This is a genomic window from Micromonospora sp. DT53 (genome assembly GCF_049841535.1).
Lineage (GTDB): Bacteria > Actinomycetota > Actinomycetes > Mycobacteriales > Micromonosporaceae > Micromonospora.
In genome coordinates this window covers 17,203-39,052 of sequence record NZ_JBNCKM010000004.1, presented here as the reverse complement: position 1 = coordinate 39,052, position 21,850 = coordinate 17,203, and the positions used below count along the sequence as shown (strand labels likewise).

The following is a 21,850-nucleotide window of genomic DNA, read 5'->3' as shown; positions in this document are numbered from 1 at the left end:
ATCACCGGGCCGCACACAGGGCGGTGTGCAGAGTCGTGGACAGCGCCTGCCAGCTCTCGTACGACGCCGGCTCGTCGTTCACCACCAACTGGGCCCGGCGACCGTCGGCGGTGACCCCGCCCAGGGTGCGAAAGCCTGGCGTCGTGCCACCGTGGCCCCAGTACAGGGCGCCGCCGCAGCCGGCCAACGGCGTCGAGATGATCCCCAGCCCGTATCGCGCGCCGGGCCACAGCCGGTCCGGATCGGTCGGCACGGTCTGCGTCATCTCGGCAAGGCGGACGGGGCCCAACAGTTGACCGCCGAGCAGCGCGGCGAAGAACCGGTTCTGGTCGGCGAGGGTCGAGACCAGCGCCCCACCAGCGCCGCCGTACGACATGTTGAACTCGGTGACGTCGCGCCGCCGCTCGGCGTCGACCAACGCGTAGCCGCGCGGATGGGCCCCCCGGATCCGCACCGAGTCGCCCGGCCAGTAGGTGTCGTGCAGGCCCAACGGCCCGATGATCCGCCGGGCGATCTCCACGTTGATGTCGTGGCCGGTGACCCGCTCGACGATCAGGCCGGCGAGGACGTAGTTGGTGGTCGAGTAGTGCCAGCTCGTGACGGGTGCCGGCTGGGCCAGTGCCAGCGCGATCAACTCCTCCGGCGCGAAGTGTCGATACCGCCATCGATCTATTCGGTCCCAGTCGAGCGCGTCGACGTGATCGGCCAGCCCGCTGGTGTGCCGCAGCAGATCGCGGACGGTGATCCGTCGGCCGTCGGACCCGTGGCCCCGGACCCGACCCGGCAGGTATCTCTCGATCGGGGCGTCCAGGACGAGCCGGCCCTCCGCGACGAGTTGCAGCACCACGGTCGCGGTGAATGTCTTCGTCGAACTGCCGATCCGGATCCGTTCGTCGACCCGCATCGGCCGGCCCGTTCGCAGGTCGGCCCTTCCGCTGGCAGCAGACCAGCGGCCGCACCGGGGCCCGTCCACCTCGATCGCCGCGCCGACCAGACGATGGGTGCCGGTCAGGTCGTGCAGCGCGGCGCTCGTCACCGGTCGGCCGGAACACGCCGGCCCTGGTTGACGGGCCGCGGCTGGTGCACCCGCGGCGGCGAGGGTGAGCAGGACAACTCCGGCGAGCACGCCGAATGTGTGCCGTCGTGTCGGTCTTCTCATGTCGTCGACGCTAGGGACGGCCCGGCGGAGCCACGAGGGAGTAGAGACCCGGATCAATGGTGTAGCTGGCTACACTGCCCGGCCGCCTCTGTGGACGGAGAATATGACGATGCGGCGGGCATGGTTCGCGACGACGTACCTGGTGACCGGCGGGGCCACTGCGGTGGCGTCGGCGGTCGCGATCGGCGCGCTCGCCGGTGCACTTGGCCTGAGCCTCCTCGTGGTCGGCGTCGCACTGCTGCCGCCAGCCGTGCGTGTCCTCCGCTCGCTCGCTCGCCTGGAACGGCGCCGCGCGGACCGGCTGCTGGGTTTGGCGGCTCCGGCCGAGCCTCGGGTGTCGTGTGCCAGTCGGGCCGCCTGGCTGCGCGTCGCCGCCGGCGATCCGGCCACCTACCGAAGTGCCGTCTGGCTGACCGTGCATGCCGTCGCCGGTGTGCCGCTCGCTGCTGGTGTGTTGCTGCTCTGGCTGCTCGCGCTGGGTGGGTTGGTCGTGCCGTTGATGTGGTGGGCCGTGCCGGTCGAGGCACCGCTCACCTTCGTCGTGCCGATCCGGAGCTGGGCCCAGGCGCTGCTGGTGCCGCCCCTGCTCGGGCTCGCCGCGCTGGCACTTCTCCGGTGGGCCGTCCCGGCCTGTGCCGTGGCGTACGCCCGGGCGGCACGGGTGTCGTTCGCGCCGTCTTCGCGGAGCCGGTTGGAGCGGCGAGTCACGGAGCTCACCGCCACCCGGGCCGGCGCACTCGACGCCCACGCGGCGGAGCTGCGGCGAATCGAGCGCGACCTGCACGACGGCACCCAGGCCCGGTTGGTGGCGATCGCCATCCAGCTCGGCGTCGCGCAACGTCAACGGGCGGCCGACCCGGCGCTGGCGGACCAGCTGGTCGACCGGGCGCGGACGAGCGTCGAGGCAGCGCTGACCGAGCTGCGCGCGGTGGTGCGGGGCATCTACCCGCCGATTCTGGCGGACCGGGGGCTCCCTGGCGCGGTGCACGCGCTCGCCGCCGACTGTCCGGTGCCGCTCACGGTCCAGGTCACCCCGCTGCAACGACTGCCGGCGGCGTTGGAGAGCGCGGCCTACTTCGTCGTGGCGGAAGCGCTGACCAACATCACCCGGCACAGCAGGGCCACCGGTGGTGACCTGCGGGTGGAGCACCGGGCGGGTCAGCTGGTGGTCAACGTGACCGACGACGGCATCGGCGGCGCACAGTCGTCGACCGGCACCGGTCTGACCGGCATCCGGCGCCGGGTCGCGGCACTGGACGGCAGGGTCGAGCTGAGCAGCCCGGTCGGCGGGCCGACCGTGTTACGGGTGGAGTTGCCGTGCGCGTCCTGATCGCCGAGGACAACGTCCTGCTCCAGGAAGGGCTCAGCCTGCTACTCAGCACCGCCGGCTTCGAGGTGACGGCCGCGGTCGACACACCGGACGACGTCATCGCGGCGATCGACCGGCAGCGGCCCGACATCGCCATCATGGACATCCGACTGCCACCGACGTTCCGCGACGAGGGGTTGCAGACCGCGTTGGCCGCCCGCCGGCTGCACCCCGGGCTGCCGGTGCTGCTGCTGTCCCAGTACGTCGAGCGCGCCTACGCGACCGAGCTGCTCACCGACGGGCAAGGCGGCGTCGGCTACCTGCTCAAGGACCGGGTGTCCCGGGTCGAGGAGTTCCTCGACGCGTTGCGCCGGGTCGCCGCCGGCGGCACCGTACTGGACCCGCAGGTCGTGGCCCAACTCGTCACCGCCCGGCGCAACCCGCTCACCGATCTCACCGCCCGCGAACGCGAGGTGCTCGCGCTGATGGCCGGAGGCAGCACCAATACGGGCATCGCCGCCCAGCTCGTGATCACCGAGCGCGCGGTGAGCAAGCACATCGGGAACATCTTCACGAAGCTCGACCTGCTACCCGACAGCGACGTGCATCGCCGGGTCGCCGCCGTGCTCACCTTCCTTAAGGATGCGGGCCGGTGAGCGGGCCGGCCCCACCGAGGACCAGCCCACCCGTGGTGGCCACGAGATCAGTCCAACGACCGCCAGAACTCATACGAGTGGGCGGCCGCGAGGTCCGTCGTGCCCGATCCCCCGGCGAACACCCGCACGTACGGGGCATCAGCGCGCAACCGGGGCCAGCCCGCCCGACCCGTCCGGGCGAAATCGCTCCAGGTCCGGACCATATCGCTGGAGAGCCGCCGCTGAGTCGAGGTGAGCGCCTCGGCGTAGTCGACCGTGAACAGGTACGGCAGTTCGGCGCAGTGGTACGCCCCGACGGGGAAGGTCGGCTCGGGCCCCGCGGTGAAGAACGGGAGCCCGTGCCGTGCCGGCGCAGGGATACGCGCGGCGAAGCGGCGCGCGAGCGATCAGGTGTCCTAGCCGAGTTGATCCCCGCGCGGCTGGTCGGCGCTCGACAGATTGACCGCCATGTCCTCGCTGATGAAGCTCGACGGGTGGGAGTCGCTGTCGCCGGAGTTGCGGGAACAGTTGGCCAGCGTCGACCTGCCGGAATCGCTGCGCCTCGACGAGTACGACCTGTTTCTGCTCGGCCCGGATTTGATTCTTCGGGCTGGCATGTTGCGATTCGGTTACGCCACGGACGGGTTGGGTGGCGAATTCTGCCTTGATCTGGACACGGGTGCCGTGCTCGGCGGGTCATCGAGGAGTGGGACGCGCCGGCGATGATCGACGACAACCACTGGGAATTCCTCTCGCCCGGCCGATCCTCGCGGATCGACCGGGCGTTTCTGCATTTCATGAGCGGTGGCGGAGGGATTTGAACCCTCGGAGGGCGTTAACTTGCCGTCCGCGCTCATCCGATTTAGGTACGGGGTGTCATCGCCCAGCCGCGAAGAGTAGCAAGAACTGTCGATCGGAATGCGGACTCGGCCGTGGCCGCGTCAAGTGCCCCGGCCAGTTCGAGAGTCACGAGTCCGTGCAGGGTCACCCAGATCGAGAGGGCGATAGATGTCGCATCGCCAACAAGCGCGGACGCCGACAAGGCACGACCTATCGCCTCCAGGAGCGGTCGGACGGGGTCGCCCGTACCGACCACGCCCGATGGGTCGAAGGACTGCACGCCACCGAACAACACCGTGTAGAGGTGGCGGTGCTCGCGCCCCCAGTGCCGGTAGGCGACAGCGAGCCCGTAGATGTCGGCAAGGGGCTCGTCGGAGGCTGGCACCGCCGACAGTTCCTGGAACAACCCGGCGACCGCTCTGTTGCGTACCTCGCCGATCAGCGCGTCCTTACTGCCGAACAGCGAGTACACCGCCGCGGTCGCGGTCCCTGCGGCAGCAGCCAGGGCGCGAACAGTGATCGAGTCTCGGGGATGGGTGGCGAACATTTCTGTCGCGGACGCTACAAGACGCTCCTTGACGGCGTCGTCGTTCGTCCTCGGCCTACCCATGGCGACCATCCTAGGCCTGCCTGATACGTTGTTTCGAAACAACGTTTGGAAACTATTGGAGATGCCGTGATGCCACCCTCCATCCGCCTTGCCCGCTTCGCCGGCCGCCTGGGCCTGGCCCTGGCCGTCATCGTGGGACTGCTCGTCCTGTTTCTCGCACTGATCGTCCTGACGGACGGGGCAGGATCGGGGCTCGCCGCATGGCTGACGACCCTCGGAGTTGGGACCGTGGCGACGCTGTGGCGGGGCCGCCGCCAGAGGTGGCCGACCCGACTCGTGCGGCTCCTGCCGGTGGTCGTCGCCTCAGCGCTGGCGGCGTCGGTCTGCATCCCGACCGTATCCACGCAGCGGCGATACCCGACCGATCTACCGTTCGTGGCAACGCAGCATTGGAGCCTGACCACCGGGAGCCGGGTCGCGGTGTACCACTACCCGCCCTCCCCGAACGGCACGGCGTACGCGAGGCCCTTCGTGTACCTCAACGGCGGGCCCGTCCGCAGCATCTCGCTGCTCGACCACCAATTCCTGCAACTCCTGGCACGGCAGGGCTACGACGTCTACGCCTACGAGCAGGCCGGCGGCGGGCGAAGCGACCTGTTACCCATGGACCAATACACCGTCTCCAGGTCGGTCCGCGACCTCGACGCCTTCATCGACCACCTGGGCAAGGGTCCGGTCGACGTCCTCGGATTCTCCTCAGGCGCGGTCGTGCTCACCCAAGCCCTGGCCGACCCGGGCGTCGCCGCAAACATGCACCGAGCGATCATTGGCGAGCCTGGCCCGATGGACGGCCCCACGGCGCGGATCAACGGGCAACAGGGGCGACCATCTGCACGCGGCCTCGCACCGGCCACGAGCGGACCACGGTCGACATATGTCCCCAGGTATGGGGTCGCATTCGGCCTCATGCGCCTCGGGCTCCTCTCACCCGACACCGCCCTGATCGGGCAGGCCGAAGGCGCCAACGCCTTCACGGCCGCCGATCTCGGCAGCGACACCGCGTCCGGCTACTGCGCGCGGGACGCGCACCGCATCCCCACTGAGGACACGGCGCAGAACTTCTCCTTCAGCGCCGCCGCGAGCCTGAACGTCCAGCAGACGATCAAGGACTCGCCCTCCATTGCCCCGCAGCTCAGGCTCTCCCGCACCCCGGCAATGCTGATGATTGCGGAGTGCTCCGCACAGATCCGTCAATGGGCGACCACCGTCCTTGACAACGACCCCGCCATCCAGCGCACCCAGTACATGCCTGGCGTCGGACACCACATGTGGAACGGCCTCGACGACAACAATGAACGGGCCGCCGCCGTCATCACCGCGTTCCTTCAAGACAAGACGGCACCCCTGCCGAATTACCCGACCCGCGCCGAAATCTCCACATTCCTTGATGACCACAAATGACAGCGCCAGAACACCCGCCGTTGCGGCCTTGTCGCCCGTACTGATTCGTGACGGTGAACCGGCGGCCACATTCGTATGGCTGAGAACTATCCGATGCTCGAGATGACGAACATGGACGAAGAGGAGGGCCAACCATGCGGCTGACCGCACTGCGAGCGAGCACTCGGTAAGCCACCGTGCCCACGCGGCCGGCAAGACGTCGCCCATGAACGGTCGAGGCCAACTGCCCCGCGGAGAACACGGAGACCACAGGCGAAACGCTTGGCAGGTCCTTCCGGACCTGCCAAGCGTTCTGCCTGTTCATGAGCGGTGGCGGAGGGATTTGAACCCTCGGAGGGCGTTAACCCTCACACGCTTTCGAGGCGTGCTCCTTAGGCCGCTCGGACACGCCACCGCCGACGAGGGTACAGGACCGCGGGTTCTGACGCCGAACCGGTATCGCCCAAGCCGGCCTGGCAGGATCTTTGCCATGAGTACGCACATCGGCGCGAAGCCGGGCGAGATCGCCGAGCGGGTCCTGATGCCGGGTGACCCCCTGCGGGCCAAGTGGATCGCGGAGACCTACCTCGAGGGCGCTTCCTGCTACTCGACGGTTCGGGGCATGCTGGGCTTCACCGGCCGCTGGAACGGTGTCGAGGTTTCCGTCCAGGGCTCCGGCATGGGCATGCCGTCGGCCTCCATCTACGCCCACGAGTTGATCAACGAGTACGGCGTGAAGACGCTGATCCGGGTCGGCTCCTGTGGTGCCCTCAGCACCGACCTCCAACTGCGGGACGTGGTGGCGGCGATCGGGTCGTCCACCGACTCGAACATGAACCGGATGCGCTTCGACGGGCTGATCGACTACGCCCCGGTGGCCGACTTCGGGCTGCTGCGTACGTCGGTCGAGGTGGCCGAGCGGCGCGGCATCACCATGCACGTCGGGCCGATTCTGGCGGCGGACGCCTTCTACACCGACCGGCCGGACCTGTACGACACCCTCGCCGACTATGGCGTGCTGGCGGTGGAGATGGAGTCGGCGGCGCTGTACACGATCGCCGCCCGGTTCAAGGCCCGCGCGCTTACCGTGTTGACCGTCAGCGACCACATCAAGACCGGTGAGAAGACCACCTCGGAGGAGCGCGAGCAGACCTTCAGTCAGATGGTCGAGATCGCCCTGGACACGATCATCGCCTGAGCCGGCTGACCGGGCGGGCAACACCGCAGAGAGCGTGATGACGGTGGGGCATCAAGATGCCGCACAGTCATCACGCTCTTTAGCGTTCGACCCGCCCGACCCGTCCGCCCGCAAAGGCCGCGGAGGTCAGGCGGCGGCCAGCGCCTCGGTCGGCGCGAGGCGGGCGGCGCGCACGGCGGGGTAGAGGCCCGCGAAGCCGCCGATGACAACTGTCGCGCCCACCCCGCCGAGCATCGCCCAGGCCGGCACCACTGTCGGCCAGTTCTGCGACAGCGCGTAGCCCGAGGTGACCAGGATGCCCAGCACCACCCCACCGATCCCGCCGAACGCGGAGAGCAGCAGCGACTCGGTGAGGAACTGGGTCCGTACCTGACCGCGGGTTGCGCCGAGTGACCGGCGCAGGCCGATCTCGGCGCGGCGTTCCAGCACCGAGATCACCATGGTGTTCGCCACACCGACCCCACCGACCAGCAGGGCGACCGCGCCCAGCCCCAGCAACAGCCCGGTGAACGCGTCGTCGGTCGCCTCGGCGGCGGCCAGCGCGTCCGAGGGCCGGGACACCTCGACCTCGTTCGGCGCCTCCGGGTTGGTGGTCGCGCCGAGCACCGACCGGACCGCCTCGACCTGGGACTCCTGCGCCCGGGTGTAGACGGTGGTCGGGTGGCCGTCGAAGCCCAGGTATTCGGTCGCCGCCGGCCAGCCGATCAACGCCGAGGTGTCCAGTTCCGGGGCGAGTGGTGCGGCGGTGAGGGTTCCGACCACGGTGAACGGCCGTCCGCCCAGCCACACCTGCACCTGTGGGTCCGCCGTGGTGATCCCGAGCCGCTGCGCCGCGGTGGCCCCGAGCACGACCGCCGGGTAGCGGGCGGTCGCATCGTTGAGCCAGGTGCCGGTGGCCACTACTGCCCCCACGGTGTCGAGCAGGTCCAGCCGGGCCGCCCGGGTGGCGATGCCACCGGTCTCCGCCACCGGAATCCGGTCCGAGCGGTACACCTTGGCGTCGGAGACCTGCCCGGTCGCGGACACCTCGGTCACCGGGCCGATCCGCCCGATCATGGCGATCGACTCCTCGGGCAGTTGCGCGTCCGCGCCGAACAGGGTGCTGCCGGGCTCGACGGTGAGCAGGTTGGTGCCGAGCGCGTCGAGCGCCCGGTCCAGCTCGGCCCGGGACGACGAGGAGATGCCGACCACCGCGATCATCGCGGCGATGCCGATCGCGATGCCCAACGCGGAGAGGAACGCCCGTAGCGGACGGGTCCGCAGCCCCACCCCACCAACTCGCAGGACGTCCGCCGGTCCCAGTCGGGCCGGGGTCAGCGTCGCCATCAGCCCACCCCGCCCGAGGCGAGGGCCGAGTCGTGCCGAACCGCGCCGTCGCGCATCCGCACCTGCCGGGGCAGGCTGCCCGCGATCTCCCGGTCGTGGGTGATCACCACGACTGTGGTGCCGGCCCGGTGCAGATCGTGCAGCAGCTCCAACACCCCGGCACCGGAGTGGGAGTCCAGGTTGCCGGTCGGCTCGTCGGCGAGCAGCACCGCGGGCTCGCCGACCACCGCGCGGGCCACGGCCACCCGCTGCCGTTCCCCGCCGGACAGCTCGTGCGGCCGGTGCCCCAACCGGTGGCCCAGGCCGACCCGGACCAGCGCGGCCTCCGCGCGGTCGCGCCGCCGCCGCAGCGGTACGCCGGAGTAGAGCAACCCGTCGGCCACGTTGTCCACAACCCGGACGCCGGGGGCGAGGTGGAACTGCTGGAAGACGAAGCCGATCCGGGTGGCCCGCAGGGCGGACAGCTCCCGGTCGGTCAGCTTCGCCGCGTCGTAACCGTCGATGAGCACGCTGCCCGACGACGGCCGGTCCAGGGTGCCGATCAGGTGCAGCATTGTCGACTTGCCCGATCCGGACGGGCCGACGATCGCCACCAACTCGCCACGGCCGATCCCCAGCGACACGTCGTCCAACGCGACGACACCGCCGGCGTACCGCTTGCTGACCCGGTCGAGCACGATCACCTCGCCGCTCACGTCGGCACCACCACGGTCGTGCCCTCGGTGATGCCCGTACCGGTGACCTCCACCCGGCCGTCGGCGAACAGCCCGGTGGTCACGGCGAGGACCCGGTTCGCGCCGTCGTCGGCGACCTGGACGCCGTAGCCGCCCTCGGCGAGCGCCAACAGCGCCGCCACCGGCACGGTGAGCACGTCGCGGCGCTCCGATACGGTGAACGTGACGTCCGCGCTGGCCTGGTCGAAGTCGGTGAGGGCCTTCGGGTCGGTCACCGCGACGGTCACCTCGATCTTCGTCTCGGGGTCGTCGGACTGCCCGTTGGCGCCGGCCGTGCCGGCCTGGACGACCGTCTCGACAGTGCTGATGGTGCCCGCCTCCGTCCGGCCGTCCGGCAGCCGCACGGTGACCTTCGCGTCGCGCTTGGCCAACCGCTGGTCGTCCATGTCCAGCTCGACGGTGACGACCCGGTTGGTGCCGGAGTAGGCAAGCACAGCCTGGCCGGGCTTCGTGAGATCACCGACGTCGGCCTGGTGGCTCTCCACCCGGACCTCCCGGTCGGCGTACACGATCCGCCCCGGCTCGACCCGACCGGTCTCGGTCAGGCCCAGGTCCTCCTGCCAGTCCCGGACGGCGTCCGCGGTGGCGCCTGTGTACTCGTCGTCGGCGGTGAAGCCGGTGTAGCCCAGCGCTTCGAGGTTCCGCTCGAACTGGGCGACATCGGCACCCTCCATCCCGGGGGCGAGGGTCCGGTACGCGGGCAACGTGCCGTAGAGGAGCACCACTTCCTCGTTGTCGACCAGGTAGAGCGCCTTGCCCCGCCGCACCGTCGACCCGGTCGCCGGCAGGGCGGTGACGGTGCCGCTGACCTTCGCCGTGGCGGTACGCGTCGTGCCGTACCCCAGCTCGCCGTCTGCGGTCTCCGAGTCGGCGAGGGTCTGCCGGGTGACCGTGGCGGTGGCCGGTGGCGCGCTGCCGGCCTGGGCGTGGCCCCCGTCGGCGCCGCCGCCGAAGCCCACCGCGGCGACCACGCCCACGGCGGCGATCAGCAGGACGACGCCTCCGGTGACGGCGGCGCGCAGCCGCGAGCGTCGGATGGTGCCGGTCACCGGCCACCGCCGAACTGCGGCGCGTGCTGCCGGCACTTCTCCAGTGCGGTCTTCATGGCCGGATCGCCGATGTCGATGGCGTTGCCCCCCGTCCCGATCCGGACCCGCCCGTCGGCGTCCGGGTCGGGGAAGTCCGGCACCCCGTTCTCCCGCATGCACTTGGCCAGTGCGCGCATCTGCTCGGCCTGCTCGGGGTTGAGCTGTGGTCCCTGCCCGCCGTTGGGCAGCTTGTCCTGGCATTTCTCCATGGCCGCCTGGACCTTCTGCTGGTCCACGTCCGCGCCGAACCGGAAGCCGGGACGACCGCCCGCCTCCGGGTCGGGCATGTCCACCCCGTTCTCCCGCATGCACCTGGCGAAGGCGAGTTGCCGGTCATGGTCACTGACCGGCGTGCCGCTCGCCGTGGCCTCGGCCTTCGCCCCACCGGCGGTCGCGACCCCACCGCCGTCGTCGCCTCCCCCGCCGCACCCGGACAGCGCCAGGGCGAGCAGGACGGGGATCGCAAGCATCTGTCGTCGCATGGTGTCCGCTTCCGCTCAGGTCCGGCGTGGTTCGCCGAACGTGACACCAAGTGCACGGCAACGGGCGTATCCGTGGCGTTACCGTCGGCGGTTATGCCGCCGTTACCGCACCCCGAGCACCATGGAGGGGTGAGAGTGCTTGTGGTCGAGGACGAGAGTGTGCTGGCGGACGCCATCGCCGAGTGGCTGCGTCGGGAGTCGTTCGCGGTCGACGTGGCATACGACGGGGACGCCGCACTGGAACGGCTCGGCGTCAACGAGTACGCCGTGGTGGTCCTGGACCGGGACCTGCCGGTGGTGCACGGCGACGACGTGTGCCGGGCGATCGTGGACGCGGGCGGGGAGACCCGGGTGCTGATGCTCACCGCGTCGGCGGCGGTCCGGGAGCGGGTGGCGGGGTTGGCGCTCGGCGCCGACGACTACCTGACCAAGCCGTTCGCCCTGGTCGAGCTGTCGGCTCGGGTGCACGCGCTGACCCGCCGGTCCCGTCCGGCGGCACCGCCGACGCTGCGTCGCGCCGGCATCCAGCTCGACCCGGCCCGACACGAGGTACGCCGGGACGACCGGCACGTGGCGCTGTCCCGCAAGGAGTTCGCGGTGCTGGCCGAGCTGCTGCGCGCCGACGGCGCGGTGGTCTCCGCCGAGGATCTGCTGGAACGCGCGTGGGACGAGCACATCGACCCGTTCACAAACGTGGTCCGGGTGACAGTCATGAAGCTGCGCCGCAAACTCGGCGACCCGCCGGTGATCGAGACGGTCCCCGGAGCGGGGTACCAGATCCGATGAAACGCCTGACGATCCGCGCCCGCCTCACCGTCATCTACGGGGGGCTCTTCCTGTTGGCCGGCGTGGTCCTGCTCGCCGTCACGTACGTGCTTGTGGATCAGCGGATGCCGCAGCCGTTCGGGGTGAGCCTGCGGGACCTGCCGAAGATCTCCCCCACCACGCCCAGCGGGCAGAACGTCGACACCCTGCGCGCGCTCATGCAGCAGGTGCAGGACGAGGCGAAGCGCAACGCGTTGGAGTCGCTGCTCACCCAGGGCGGCATCGCGTTGATCGTGGTGTCGACGGTGGCGATCGCGTTCGGCTGGCTGCTCGCCGGCCGGGCGTTGCAGCCGCTGCACCAGATCACCGGCACGGCCCGCCGGATCGCCGGCGCGGACACCGCCGGCCGGGGCCTGCACGAGCGGATCGCGCTGACCGGCCCTCCCGACGAGGTACGTGAACTCGCCGACACGTTCGACGAGATGCTGGAACGGCTGGACCGCTCCTTCGACGGGCAACGCCGGTTCGTGGCGAACGCCTCGCACGAGCTGCGTACGCCGTTGGCGCTCAACCGCGCCCTGGTGGAGCTGGCGGTCACCCGCCCGGACGCGTCGGCCGAGACCCGGCGACTGGGCGAGTCGCTGCTGGCGGTCAACGAACGCCACGAGCGGCTGATCGACGGCCTGCTGACCCTGGCCGACTCGGAGAACGAGCTGACCGAGCGTACGCCTGTCGACCTGGCCGAGGTCTGCGCGCACACGACCGACCAGGCCGGGAAGCAGGCACCCGGGGTGCGGGTTCGGCGGGCCCTGGCCCCGGCGCCGACCAGCGGCGACCCGGTGCTGTTGGAGCGGCTCACGTTCAACCTCGTGGAGAACGCGTTGCGCCACAACCTGCCCGCCGACGGGTGGGTGGAGGTGCGCACCGGGCTGGTCGACGGCTGGCCCACCCTCACGGTGACCAACACCGGCCCGGTCATCCCCGGTTACGACGTCGAGACGATGTTCCAGCCCTTCCGTCGGCTGTCGCGGGAGCGGGTCGCCGGGGCGCGGGGCTTCGGGTTGGGGTTGTCCATCGTCCGCGCGGTGGCCCGGGCCCACGGCGGCACCGCCGAGGCGCAGCCCCGCCCGGCCGGTGGCCTGATCGTCACGGTCACCCTGCCGCCGGCCTGACCGGCGGCCCGGCCTCAGCGGAAGAACGCGCGCAGGACGGTGGCGGTCTCGGCCTCCAACACCCCGCCGTAGACCTCGGGGCGGTGGTTGAGCCGACGGTCCCGCAGCACGTCCCACAGCGACCCGGCCGCGCCGGTCTTGGGCTCCCAGGCGCCGAACACGACTGTGGAGACGCGGGCCAGCACCAGGGCCCCGGCGCACATGGTGCACGGTTCCAGGGTGACCACCAGGGTGCAGCCGTCCAGCCGCCACCGGCCGGTGCGTTCGGCGCCCCGGCGCAGGGCCAGCACCTCGGCGTGGGCGGTGGGGTCGCCTGTCAACTCCCGCTCGTTGCGTCCGGTGGCCAACTCGGTGCCGTCCGGCCCGTAGAGCACCGCCCCCACCGGCACGTCGTCGACGTCGGTGCTGACCGCGTCGTCAACGGGAGGACCCGCGACGGCGATTTCCAGCGCGCGGCGCATCCACAGCTCGTGCCGCTGCCGTCGGCCGACCTCACCCGGGTCGGCGAGGCCCTCGTGGGCGCCGGGTCCGGCGCGGCCCACCGCACCGGGGGTCGGCTGGCCCGGCCGGATCGACTCCAAGGAAGGATCGGTGGCGTCGGCCGGCTCAGACCTCACGCAGCTCCTCGACCTCGTCGACGCAGCCGAGCACCTGGCAGATCTCGGCGGTGACGTCCGCCGGCATCATTCCCTCGTGGCTGCAGAGGGTCAGCAGCTTCTGCGCGGAGATGCCCAGGTTGGCCAGCAGGTCGGCGTCGCCGACCGGGTCGGCTTCCGGGTCGACGACGGGCTGCTCGCTCTCCTCGTCGCCGGTGCTCACCGGGCGTGGCTCGTCGTCACCGTCGAGCCCGGTGACCGAGGTCTTGAGGTCACCGACCAGCAGCGACCCCAGCTGCGACTCCTCGGCGTACGCGGAGTCCGAGCCGAACACCCGCAGGTCCTCGCCCTCGTCGAGACGCAGGATCACCAGGTACGCGTCATCGGCCTCGACGAAGAGCAACGACACGTCGGCCTCCAGGTCGACGTCTCGTAGCCGGTCGGCAACCTCGTCGATGTCGGTGGCGCCACGCAGGCTGACCTCGGCGGCGGTCCAGCCACTGTCGTCGCGCACCACGGCCGCAGCGAAGTACGACACGGTCCCCCCAATAGCCCTCGACACTGCGTCGACTCGTTACGCGTGCACGTTAGCCGGTCGAGTCGGCGGGCGACCCGTCAACGCCCCGAAGGGCGGGTCATTCCTGACAAAGTCGGATCAGCCGACCACTCGACGGCGGGTGGCGATGAGCTGGCGCAGACGCTCGGTGCGCTGCCGCTGCGGTCGGCTGCGCTGGCGGACCGCCCGGGCGCCCGCCAACTCGGCCAGCAACTGCAGGCGACGGCGACTGCGATCGGGATCCTGCCGGGGAGTGGTCCAGGCCATAGCCCCGAGCGTGCCGAGTCTGGGCGGCCACGTCAAGACGGCGTTCGCTACGCAGCCAACCGGGCACACGGTGCAGTCGACGGGGGCCATTTCGGGGCCTGTCCGTGCCGGTCACCACAGCGGCCAGTCACCACCTGTCGCCCAGCGGACCGCCACCACGGCGGCGGCGATGCTCCAGCCACCAGCCGTGACGATGGCGACCCCGGTGGCCACCCCTCGGTCGCCGTAGCGGACCAACACCAGGGCGCTGACCCAGGCCAACAGGCCGGCGATCACCGTCCACCACGCGTAGCTGGCCACGTCGGTGCCGAGCAGGCCGAACAGCAGCAGCCAACCGGCCGCCGCGCCGCCGCCGGCGGCGACACCACCGCCGGTGATCGGGTGCGGCTCACGGTAGGCGGGCCGGGTCGGTGGCCCGGAGGGGAAGAGACCCGACGGGGTACGCGGCACCGGGCGGACGGCACCGAAATCCGGGCCAGGTTCGGGTCGGGCAATGGTCACCGTCGCTGCCCTCCCTCACGCGTGCCGCTCGTGTCCACGGTACCGGCTCTGCCAGGATGACCGGATGTCCTCGCCGACGATCAGCCGCCGCGCTCGTCCGGCGTACCCGGTCCTGCTGCTGCTCGCCCCGGTGCTGGCCGCCGGCTGCGCGACCACCAGGCCGGGGGTGCCCGACGGCGCCGCCCCGACGCCACCGGCGGTCTGGGCGACCGCCGACCAGCCGACGCCGCAGTCGCCCGCGCCGGCGGCGACCGACCCGAGCCCCCCGCCGCCGTCGTCGGCCCGGCCGTCGGCGACGGCGCCCCGCGCCGGGCTGAAGCATGTCTTCCCGGTACGCGCCGACGACGTCGACTACCACCCGACCCACGGGGCGTACCCGGCGACGGACCTCTTCGCCGACTGCGGCGAGTCGTTCGTGGCGGTGACCGACGGGACGGTGCTGGAGGTGAGCCGCGTCGACAGGTACCGCAAGCGTGGGCCACAGGGCCCGGACAACGGCGGCCTGTCGGTTTCGCTGCTCGGCGACGACGGGGTGCGCTACTACGGCTCGCACCTGAGCGTGGTGACCAGCGGCGTCGACGCCGGGGTGCGGGTCCGCGCCGGGCAGCAGCTCGGCAAGGTGGGCCGCACCGGCAACGCGAACAACGTCTGCCACGTGCACTTCGGCATCTCGCCGGCGTGCGCCGACAAGGACGGCTGGTGGATCCGGCGCGGGGTGATCTGGCCGGCGCGGTACCTGGACTCCTGGCGGCGCGGCGGCAATCGCGAACCGGCCGCCGAGGTCACCGCGTGGCAACGCAGGCACGGCTGCCCGAAGGCGCCCTGATCATGGCTCGCGCGAGAGATCCCATCGCCGACCTGCGCCGGATCGCGTTTCTCCTGGAGCGCGCCAACGAGGCCACCTACCGGGTGCGCGCGTTCCGGTCGGCGGCGAAGGCGCTGGCCGGCCTGTCGGCGACCGAGCTGACCGAACGGGCCGGCAACGGGACGCTCACCGAGCTGGCCGGGGTGGGTGACGTCACGGCTCGCTGCGTGGCGGAGTCCCTCGCCGGTGAGGAGCCGGTCTACCTCCGCCGGCTGGTGGCGACCGAGGGCAGCGACCTGGACGCCGAGGCCACGGCGCTGCGCGCCGCCCTGCGCGGCGACTGTCACACCCACTCGGACTGGTCCGACGGCGGCTCGCCCATCGAGGAGATGGCCCTGGCCGCGGTGGAGCTGGGCCACGAGTACCTGGTGCTGACCGACCACTCGCCTCGGCTGACGGTGGCCCGGGGGCTGACCGCGGAACGCCTGCGCCGGCAGCTCGACCATGTGGCGCAGGTCAACGCGGCACTGCCCGAGGGTTTCCGGATCCTCACCGGGATCGAGGTGGACATCCTCGCCGACGGCTCCCTGGACCAGGACGAGGAGCTGCTGGCGCGACTCGATGTGGTGGTCGGGTCGGTGCACAGCGGCCTGAAGGACGAACGGGCGAAGATGACCCGCCGCATGCTGAAGGCGGTCGCCAACCCCCACCTGGACATCCTGGGCCACGTCACCGGCCGGATGGTGTCGTCCCGCCCGGCCGGGGTGACCGGTCCGGGCGATCGGGGGCACCGCGCGCGTACCCGGGCGGAGAGCGACTTCGACGCGGACGCCGTCTTCGCCGCCTGCGCCGAGCACGACACCGCTGTCGAGATCAACTCTCGGCCGGAGCGGCAGGACCCTCCGAAGCGCCTGATCCGCCGTGCGCTGGAGGCTGGCTGCCGGTTCGCCATCAACACCGATGCGCATGCGCCCGGCCAACTCGACTGGCAACGCTTCGGCTGCGAACGCGCCGCCCTCTGCGGCGTCCCCGCCGACCGTGTCATCAACACCTGGTCGGCAGAGCAACTGGTGGCCTGGACGCACCACCGCCCCTGACCAGCCCACCCGCCGCCGCCTCAGCTCGGCGTCGATCACGTGCCCGATGGGTGTGGTGGTCTGTCAGCCGCGGACGGGTTCGGCAACGGGTGTGGCAGGCGCGGCGGGTGCGCTGACGCCGCCGACCGGGCTGGTCCGACGGCGACCGAACATCCCCTGCGAGACCGCGACCCCGAGCAGCACGATCAGCGCGCCGACCGGTTGGTGCCAGTTGAGGCGTTCGTCGAGCGCCACGGCACCGATCAGCACCGCGAAGATCGGGATCAGGTACGTGACGGTGGACGCCGTGCTCGCGCCGGCCAGCCGGATGTTGCGCATGTTGATCACGAACGCGAGGCCGGTGCCGAGCGCGCCGAGGGTCAGCACACTTGCCACCACCCCCGTGGACAGCTCGGTGGGCAGCGGCGGCAGGCCGGCGACGAAGGGCGTGACGATGGCCAACTGCGCGGCGGCGAGCAGCAGTTGCGCGGTGGAGAGCGACAGACCCGAGTACGAGCTGCCGGCGACGAATCGCTTCTGGTACGGGATGGCCACGCCGTAACAGGCCGCCGCACCGAAGCACATGAGCTGGCCGGTGAAGTGCGCCCCGCCGATGCCCTCCCAGACCCCGAGCACCACAAGCACCCCGACGAAGCCCAGCCCGAGCCCGACCGCCCGGCGCGGGGTGAGCCGCTCGGTGCGGAAGACCAGCACCGCCAGCGGCAGCACGATCAACGGCGTGGTGGCGTTCCAGATGCCGGCCAGCATCGACTCGACCCGCTGCTCGCCGTAGCCGAAGAGGGTGAACGGCACGGCCACGCCGAAGGCGGCGACGACTGTCAGGTGCGCCCAGACCCGGGGCTCGCGGGGCAGCCGGTCGCGCAGCACGGCGAGCACCACCAGCAGGGTCAAGGCGCCGGCGACGACCCGGTAGAGGGTGAGTTGAACCGGGTGCAGCTCGGCCACCCCGACCTTGATGAACAGGAAGCTGGAACCCCAGATCGCGGCGAGGGCGACGAAGCCGGGCAACCAGGCGCGGACCGGCGCTCTGTCAGGAGTGGTATCGGTGGTCACCCCTGACACTCTGCCGCATCCGTACGACAAAGTCGCGCGCGTTTGGCCCGTCGCCGCGTGCCCGAACCCGCAGCTCCAACACGACAAACGTCGGCGACAACGGGGTGGGGTGGTCACGTAGGGTCGCAGCGTGGGACGAATTGATGAACTCGCCAATCGCTACGTGGCCGAGTGGGCGCCGTTGAGCCCCACCGGCGCGACCTTCGTCGGCATCGCCGGCCATGACGACCAGCTCGACGATCTGTCGCCCGACGGCTACGCGGCGCGCGCGGATCTCACCCGCCGGACCCTCGCCGGGCTGGAGGTGATCGAGCCGGAGACCGAGTCGGAACGGACCGCCAAGGAAGCCATGCAGGAACGGCTCGGCCTGGACCTCGCCCGGTACGACGCCGGCGAGGTGACAAGCGAGGTCAGTGTGATCACCAGCGGGCTGCACGAGATCCGCATGGTGTTCGACCTGATGCCCATGGCGACCAGCGACGATCAGGCCAACATCGCTGCTCGGCTCAACGGTTTCAGCGCCGCACTGGAGGGCTACAAGACCACGCTGCGTGAGGCGCTCGCCGCCGGCGATGTCAGCTCGAAGGTGCAGCTGGTCGAGGTGGCCAAGCAGTGCGACATCTGGGTCGACCCGACCGGGGACAACTTCTTCCACGGGCTGGTCGAGCGGTTGGGGGCGGAGGGCACGCTCGGCGCGGAGCTGCGCCGGGGCGCGGCGGCGGCGACCGCGGCGACCGCCGAGTTCGGTCAGTTCCTGCGGACCGAGCTGGCCCCGCACGGGCGGGACAAGCAGGCCGCCGGCCGGGAGCGCTACGAGCTCGCCTCGCAGTACTTCCTCGGCGCCAAGATCGACCTGGACGAGACGTACGCCTGGGGCTTCGCGGAGCTGGCCCGCCTGGAGGCGGAGATGCGGGTCGTGGCGGGGCGAATCTCCGGCTCCGGTGCCACGGTCGACGAGGCCGTGGCCACGTTGGACGCCGACCCGGCCCGGACCATCCAGGGCAAGGAGGCATTCCGGGACTGGATGCAGGCGCTGGCCGACAAGGCGATCGCCGAGCTGCACGGCACCCACTTCGACATCCCGGAGCAGGTCCGCCGCATCGAGTGCTGCCTCGCCCCGACCAGCGACGGCGCCATCTACTACACCGGCCCGAGTGAGGACTTCTCCCGTCCGGGTCGAATGTGGTGGGCGGTGCCGCAGGGCATCAGCGACTTCTCCACCTGGCGAGAGGTGACCACGGTCTACCACGAGGGCGTGCCGGGTCACCATCTCCAGGTGGCGCAGACCGCCGTCCGGGCCGACCTGCTCAACCGCTGGCAGCGGCTGCTCTGCTGGGTCTCCGGGCACGGCGAGGGCTGGGCGCTCTACTCGGAGCGGCTGATGGACGAGCTGGGTTACCTGGAGGACCCGGGCGACAAGCTGGGCATGCTCGACGGCCAGGCGATGCGCGCCGCCCGGGTGATCGTGGACATCGGCTTGCACCTGGAGCTGGAGATCCCGAAGGACAACCCCTTCGGCTTCCGCCCGGGCGAGCGGTGGACGCCCGAGCTGGGCTGGGAGTTCATGCGGGCGCACTGCCGGGTTCCGGACGAGAACCTGCGCTTCGAGCTGAACCGCTACCTGGGTTGGCCGGGGCAGGCGCCGTCGTACAAGGTGGGTGAGCGGATCTGGCTCCAGGCCCGCGAGGACGCCAAGGCCCGCAAGGGCGCCGATTTCGACCTACGGGAGTTCCACCGGCAGGCGTTGGACCTGGGCGCGCTGGGTCTCGACCCGCTGCGCCGGGCGCTGGCCCGGCTCTGACCTGGTCACGGTTGCGCGCGCCGACGGTACGGCGAGTCCGTCGCCGCGCGCAGCCACGCCCTCGCGCGGCTGTGGCTCAGCCGAGGGTGAGCGCCAACGCCGGGCGGGCGGTAAGCGTGTCGCTTGTGACGTAGGCCAGGTCGATGGCCGGGTCGGTGAACGTGATCGGGATGGGCGAGGTGACCGGAAGGCCGTCCGGTAGCGGCAGGTCCGGAGTCAACGTGATCTTGATGCCGAGTAGTCGCCCGACGAACCGGGTCGCGTAGAAGGCCACGTCTCCCCGGACGGTCAGCTGATTCGTCGCGTACCGCTGATTGCGCCCTGCGGGGCCGTCGGCGCGCAGCAGGAAGTCGCTGGTCACCGCCTCCCGCATGCTGAACTTCAGCACCTTGAGGTCGCCCCGCACGGTGTGCAGGTCGGTGACTCCCTCGAAGCGCAGCCCGGTCATCCGCACCGACGACCCGGTGAGCTTCGACGGCGTCTGGGCCACCGTCGGCAGGGCCGGGTCGGCGGCGATGCGTGGCAGGGGCTTGCCCGGCTGCGCCGTTTCCGGCGTGTCGGGTGCCGTCGTGCCGGGCCTGCCCGGGGTCGGCGTGCTCGGCGACTGCGGCGGGCAGTCGGCGGGGCCGGGGCGGGGCGTCGCCGTGCTGGTCGGCCGGCTTGCCGGTGTGGCGGCGGGGGGAACCGAGGGCGCGGGGTCCTTCCCGCCTCCGAGGCCGAGCAGATCGCCGATTCCGTCCAGGATGTCCGTGATCACGTTGCCGTCCCGCTCCGGGCTCGGGGTGGGCGTCGGCGTGGTCGCGCCGCGGCTGGGTGACGGGGTGACGGGCCGGGGCGACGTGGGACAGCCGGTCGGAGTCGGCCGGCTGGGCGCGGCCTGCACCGCTCGGGGCTGGCCGGCCAGGCCGACGGCCGCCAAGCCGAGGACCACGAGAGCGATGGCGAAGGCGCGCGGATCGGCGGCTCGGCCCGGCGGCTCGGGCGGCACACCCTCGTCGGCCGCCCGGACCGCCGGATCGGCCGGCTCGACGCCGTCCTGGTCGACACCGTCCTGGTCGACGCCGTCCTGGTCGACACTGCTCAGGCCAAGGGCGTCCTGCTCGATCTCGGCCGGTCGTTGGGCGGGTGGTGCCTGGCGGATCGGCGTCCAGGCGAAGGCGAGCGCGCTGCCGACGATGCCGAGCAGCAGACCGACGAAGAAGCCGCCGAGGTTGAGCCCGATCAGCGAATAGATCGCGGTGACCGCCGCGACCACCGAGTAGAACAGCCGCTGTGCCGGGGTGAACCAGAGCAGCAGACCACAGGTCACCAGGATGATCGGGATCAGCAGCGAGAGCAGGCCGGTCGCGCCGCTGTGGAAGCTGAGTCCGTTGAGGGTCATCCGGGTGGAGGCGAACATCTCCAGCCCGGCCAGGGCGACGAGCAGACCGCCCCAGAACGGCCGGCTGCGCCGCCAGCGGCGGAAGAGCAGCCACGCCTGAGCCGGACCACCGGGCCGGGCGTGGGACGGATTCGCGGTTGTCACGTACTCCTCCTGGCCGAGCGGGGACGGGGACGTGAGCCCGCAGCCCGCGGTGCCGACCACCGCGGGCCACGGCTCACCTCAGAAGCACTCCTTGCCCTTGGCGTCGTCACCCACGTTGACCTTGAGCCGGAGGCCGACCAGGTTGAACGTGGCCGCCGTGGTGTAGCGGGACACCTGTTGCAGGTTGGTGATGGTGACGTGGTCGGAGTTCTGGCCGAACGAGCCGGCCTGGGCGGTCGGGTTCAGGTCGGTGGCGTCCCGACCGATCCTGATGTTGGTGAAGGTCGCGTTGCCGTTCAACGAGTCCATCGCGATCAGCAGGTCCTTGGCGCGGGCGGGTTCCTTGCCCTCGCCGGCGTTGATGGTGAGCACCACCGGCAGGCCCGGCAGGTCGGCGCGGACGGACTGGCAGAGGCTGTACAGCTCGGCGCTGCTGATCTCGGAGAGCGCGATCGGGTGGACCTGGCCGGACTTCCCGTCCTTGCCCTTCTCGCGGACGACGCCTCCGTACTGCTTGAAACCGTCGCCCTCCAGGCGGTCGGCGCCAATCTTGAACGTCTGCCCGGAGACCGTGATGTCTGACGCGATCGCGCCTGTCGACATTCCGAAAAGGATCGCGCCGGCGGCCGCCGTGGCGGGCACCATCATGGCGGCGAAACGCCACCATCGGGTACGACCCTCACTGTCAAACCGATCCTGCACGGGTTCCTCCTCGGGTCGATGCGCGCGAGTGGCCGGTCCCGAACGGGCGGCCCGCACCGGGAGCCCGTGGTCTGTTACCGGCTGGTAACCATCGCGCTTGATGGTGCACCCGTTGCGGCGCAGGTCACAACCCCCCGCTTACCTGCCGGTAACGGCCGAGCGACCAGACGGAGGCGCGACATCACGGATCGTCAACGGAGGTGCCGCCGCGATCCTCCGATATGGCCGCAAGGCGGGCATAGTTCCGCC

General features: G+C 71.2%; 24 protein-coding genes and 1 tRNA gene. 10 read left to right on the top strand and 15 right to left on the bottom strand.

Going from position 1 to position 21,850, the window contains the following annotated elements; genetic code table 11:
• Nucleotide 1 precedes the first annotated feature (1 nt).
• On the bottom strand, nt 2-1,159 hold the full coding sequence (locus ACLQ3B_RS14370; protein WP_425780966.1) for a serine hydrolase domain-containing protein: 1,158 nt from the start codon (nt 1,157-1,159) through the stop codon (nt 2-4).
• Between the two features lie 109 nt (nt 1,160-1,268).
• Here ACLQ3B_RS14370 and ACLQ3B_RS14365 point away from each other — a divergent pair, with 109 nt between their 5' ends.
• Together ACLQ3B_RS14365 and ACLQ3B_RS14360 are read left to right on the top strand one after the other, a co-directional pair.
• Nucleotides 1,269-2,489 carry a sensor histidine kinase gene (locus tag ACLQ3B_RS14365; protein ID WP_425780964.1) on the top strand — a complete coding sequence of 407 codons (1,221 nt, stop codon included), beginning with the start codon at nt 1,269-1,271 and terminating at the stop codon, nt 2,487-2,489.
• The gene (locus ACLQ3B_RS14360) at nt 2,477-3,124 is read left to right on the top strand and encodes a response regulator (RefSeq protein WP_425780962.1); all 648 of its coding nucleotides are present in this window, start codon (nt 2,477-2,479) and stop codon (nt 3,122-3,124) included. Before ACLQ3B_RS14365 ends, ACLQ3B_RS14360 begins: the two co-directional genes overlap by 13 nt.
• A 47-nt stretch (nt 3,125-3,171) precedes the next feature.
• Here ACLQ3B_RS14360 and ACLQ3B_RS14355 read toward each other — a convergent pair whose 3' ends face one another.
• On the bottom strand, nt 3,172-3,483 hold the full coding sequence (locus ACLQ3B_RS14355) for a carboxylesterase family protein (RefSeq protein WP_425781673.1): 312 nt from the start codon (nt 3,481-3,483) through the stop codon (nt 3,172-3,174).
• An 88-nt stretch (nt 3,484-3,571) separates the two neighbouring features.
• On the opposite strand from ACLQ3B_RS14355, the gene ACLQ3B_RS14350 reads away from it, so the two are divergent.
• Nucleotides 3,572-3,829 (top strand): hypothetical protein, encoded by a 258-nt coding sequence (locus ACLQ3B_RS14350; protein WP_425780960.1) that lies wholly within the window; start codon nt 3,572-3,574, stop codon nt 3,827-3,829.
• A gap of 136 nt (nt 3,830-3,965) precedes the next feature.
• Here ACLQ3B_RS14350 and ACLQ3B_RS14345 read toward each other — a convergent pair whose 3' ends face one another.
• On the bottom strand, nt 3,966-4,553 hold the full coding sequence (locus tag ACLQ3B_RS14345; protein WP_425780958.1) for a TetR/AcrR family transcriptional regulator: 588 nt from the start codon (nt 4,551-4,553) through the stop codon (nt 3,966-3,968).
• Nucleotides 4,554-4,622: 69 nt separating this feature from the next.
• Here ACLQ3B_RS14345 and ACLQ3B_RS14340 point away from each other — a divergent pair, with 69 nt between their 5' ends.
• Nucleotides 4,623-5,954, top strand: coding sequence for an alpha/beta hydrolase (locus ACLQ3B_RS14340; RefSeq protein ID WP_425780956.1), 1,332 nt, complete (start codon nt 4,623-4,625; stop codon nt 5,952-5,954).
• Between the two features lie 307 nt (nt 5,955-6,261).
• Here ACLQ3B_RS14340 and ACLQ3B_RS14335 read toward each other — a convergent pair.
• Nucleotides 6,262-6,348, bottom strand: a tRNA-Ser gene (locus tag ACLQ3B_RS14335).
• Nucleotides 6,349-6,423: 75 nt separating this feature from the next.
• Between ACLQ3B_RS14335 and deoD the strand changes: the two genes are divergently transcribed.
• Entirely contained in the window at nt 6,424-7,131 is a 708-nt protein-coding gene (gene deoD, locus ACLQ3B_RS14330; protein ID WP_425780954.1) for a purine-nucleoside phosphorylase, read from the top strand.
• Nucleotides 7,132-7,257: 126 nt separating this feature from the next.
• Here deoD and ACLQ3B_RS14325 read toward each other — a convergent pair whose 3' ends face one another.
• From ACLQ3B_RS14325 to ACLQ3B_RS14310, 4 genes are read right to left on the bottom strand one after another with little or no spacing between them, the layout of a single operon-like run.
• Nucleotides 7,258-8,457: an ABC transporter permease gene (locus ACLQ3B_RS14325; protein ID WP_425780952.1), complete on the bottom strand. Its 1,200-nt coding sequence runs from the start codon at nt 8,455-8,457 to the stop codon at nt 7,258-7,260.
• Nucleotides 8,457-9,140, bottom strand: coding sequence for an ABC transporter ATP-binding protein (locus ACLQ3B_RS14320; protein WP_425781671.1), 684 nt, complete (start codon nt 9,138-9,140; stop codon nt 8,457-8,459). Before ACLQ3B_RS14320 ends, ACLQ3B_RS14325 begins: the two co-directional genes overlap by 1 nt.
• An 8-nt stretch (nt 9,141-9,148) precedes the next feature.
• Nucleotides 9,149-10,240 (bottom strand): peptidoglycan-binding protein, encoded by a 1,092-nt coding sequence (locus ACLQ3B_RS14315; protein ID WP_425780950.1) that lies wholly within the window; start codon nt 10,238-10,240, stop codon nt 9,149-9,151.
• Nucleotides 10,237-10,749, bottom strand: a complete 513-nt coding sequence (locus tag ACLQ3B_RS14310) for a hypothetical protein (RefSeq protein WP_425780948.1) — start codon at nt 10,747-10,749, stop codon at nt 10,237-10,239. The genes ACLQ3B_RS14315 and ACLQ3B_RS14310 overlap by 4 nt, the downstream gene beginning before the upstream one ends.
• 141 nt (nt 10,750-10,890) lie before the next feature.
• Between ACLQ3B_RS14310 and ACLQ3B_RS14305 the strand changes: the two genes are divergently transcribed.
• Both ACLQ3B_RS14305 and ACLQ3B_RS14300 read left to right on the top strand, forming a co-directional pair.
• Entirely contained in the window at nt 10,891-11,547 is a 657-nt protein-coding gene (locus tag ACLQ3B_RS14305) for a response regulator transcription factor (protein ID WP_396713781.1), read from the top strand.
• On the top strand, nt 11,544-12,698 hold the full coding sequence (locus tag ACLQ3B_RS14300; RefSeq protein WP_425780945.1) for a sensor histidine kinase: 1,155 nt from the start codon (nt 11,544-11,546) through the stop codon (nt 12,696-12,698). The genes ACLQ3B_RS14305 and ACLQ3B_RS14300 overlap by 4 nt, the downstream gene beginning before the upstream one ends.
• Before the next feature lie 14 nt (nt 12,699-12,712).
• Here the strand turns inward: ACLQ3B_RS14300 and ACLQ3B_RS14295 are convergent, their stop codons facing one another.
• From ACLQ3B_RS14295 to ACLQ3B_RS14280, 4 genes are all read right to left on the bottom strand, one after another.
• Nucleotides 12,713-13,159 carry a nucleoside deaminase gene (locus tag ACLQ3B_RS14295; RefSeq protein ID WP_327036568.1) on the bottom strand — a complete coding sequence of 149 codons (447 nt, stop codon included), beginning with the start codon at nt 13,157-13,159 and terminating at the stop codon, nt 12,713-12,715.
• A 145-nt stretch (nt 13,160-13,304) separates the two neighbouring features.
• Nucleotides 13,305-13,832: a tRNA adenosine deaminase-associated protein gene (locus tag ACLQ3B_RS14290; protein ID WP_425780943.1), complete on the bottom strand. Its 528-nt coding sequence runs from the start codon at nt 13,830-13,832 to the stop codon at nt 13,305-13,307.
• A gap of 117 nt (nt 13,833-13,949) precedes the next feature.
• Entirely contained in the window at nt 13,950-14,117 is a 168-nt protein-coding gene (locus ACLQ3B_RS14285) for a hypothetical protein (protein ID WP_167493094.1), read from the bottom strand.
• Nucleotides 14,118-14,228: 111 nt separating this feature from the next.
• On the bottom strand, nt 14,229-14,618 hold the full coding sequence (locus tag ACLQ3B_RS14280; RefSeq protein ID WP_425780941.1) for a hypothetical protein: 390 nt from the start codon (nt 14,616-14,618) through the stop codon (nt 14,229-14,231).
• 64 nt (nt 14,619-14,682) lie between these two features.
• On the opposite strand from ACLQ3B_RS14280, the gene ACLQ3B_RS14275 reads away from it, so the two are divergent.
• Complete coding sequence (locus ACLQ3B_RS14275; protein ID WP_425780939.1) at nt 14,683-15,444, top strand: M23 family metallopeptidase; 762 nt, start codon at nt 14,683-14,685, stop codon at nt 15,442-15,444.
• Nucleotides 15,445-15,446: 2 nt separating this feature from the next.
• Nucleotides 15,447-16,520, top strand: a complete 1,074-nt coding sequence (locus ACLQ3B_RS14270; RefSeq protein ID WP_425781668.1) for a PHP domain-containing protein — start codon at nt 15,447-15,449, stop codon at nt 16,518-16,520.
• Nucleotides 16,521-16,583: 63 nt separating this feature from the next.
• On the opposite strand, the gene ACLQ3B_RS14265 is transcribed toward ACLQ3B_RS14270, so the two are convergent.
• Nucleotides 16,584-17,573, bottom strand: a complete 990-nt coding sequence (locus ACLQ3B_RS14265) for a DMT family transporter (RefSeq protein WP_425780937.1) — start codon at nt 17,571-17,573, stop codon at nt 16,584-16,586.
• Between the two features lie 130 nt (nt 17,574-17,703).
• On the opposite strand from ACLQ3B_RS14265, the gene ACLQ3B_RS14260 reads away from it, so the two are divergent.
• Nucleotides 17,704-19,374: a DUF885 domain-containing protein gene (locus ACLQ3B_RS14260; RefSeq protein ID WP_425780936.1), complete on the top strand. Its 1,671-nt coding sequence runs from the start codon at nt 17,704-17,706 to the stop codon at nt 19,372-19,374.
• Nucleotides 19,375-19,450: 76 nt separating this feature from the next.
• Here the strand turns inward: ACLQ3B_RS14260 and ACLQ3B_RS14255 are convergent, their stop codons facing one another.
• Together ACLQ3B_RS14255 and ACLQ3B_RS14250 are read right to left on the bottom strand one after the other, a co-directional pair.
• On the bottom strand, nt 19,451-20,899 hold the full coding sequence (locus tag ACLQ3B_RS14255; protein ID WP_425780934.1) for a DUF6114 domain-containing protein: 1,449 nt from the start codon (nt 20,897-20,899) through the stop codon (nt 19,451-19,453).
• 78 nt (nt 20,900-20,977) lie between these two features.
• Nucleotides 20,978-21,601 carry a DUF6230 family protein gene (locus ACLQ3B_RS14250; protein WP_425780932.1) on the bottom strand — a complete coding sequence of 208 codons (624 nt, stop codon included), beginning with the start codon at nt 21,599-21,601 and terminating at the stop codon, nt 20,978-20,980.
• Nucleotides 21,602-21,850 lie beyond the last annotated feature (249 nt).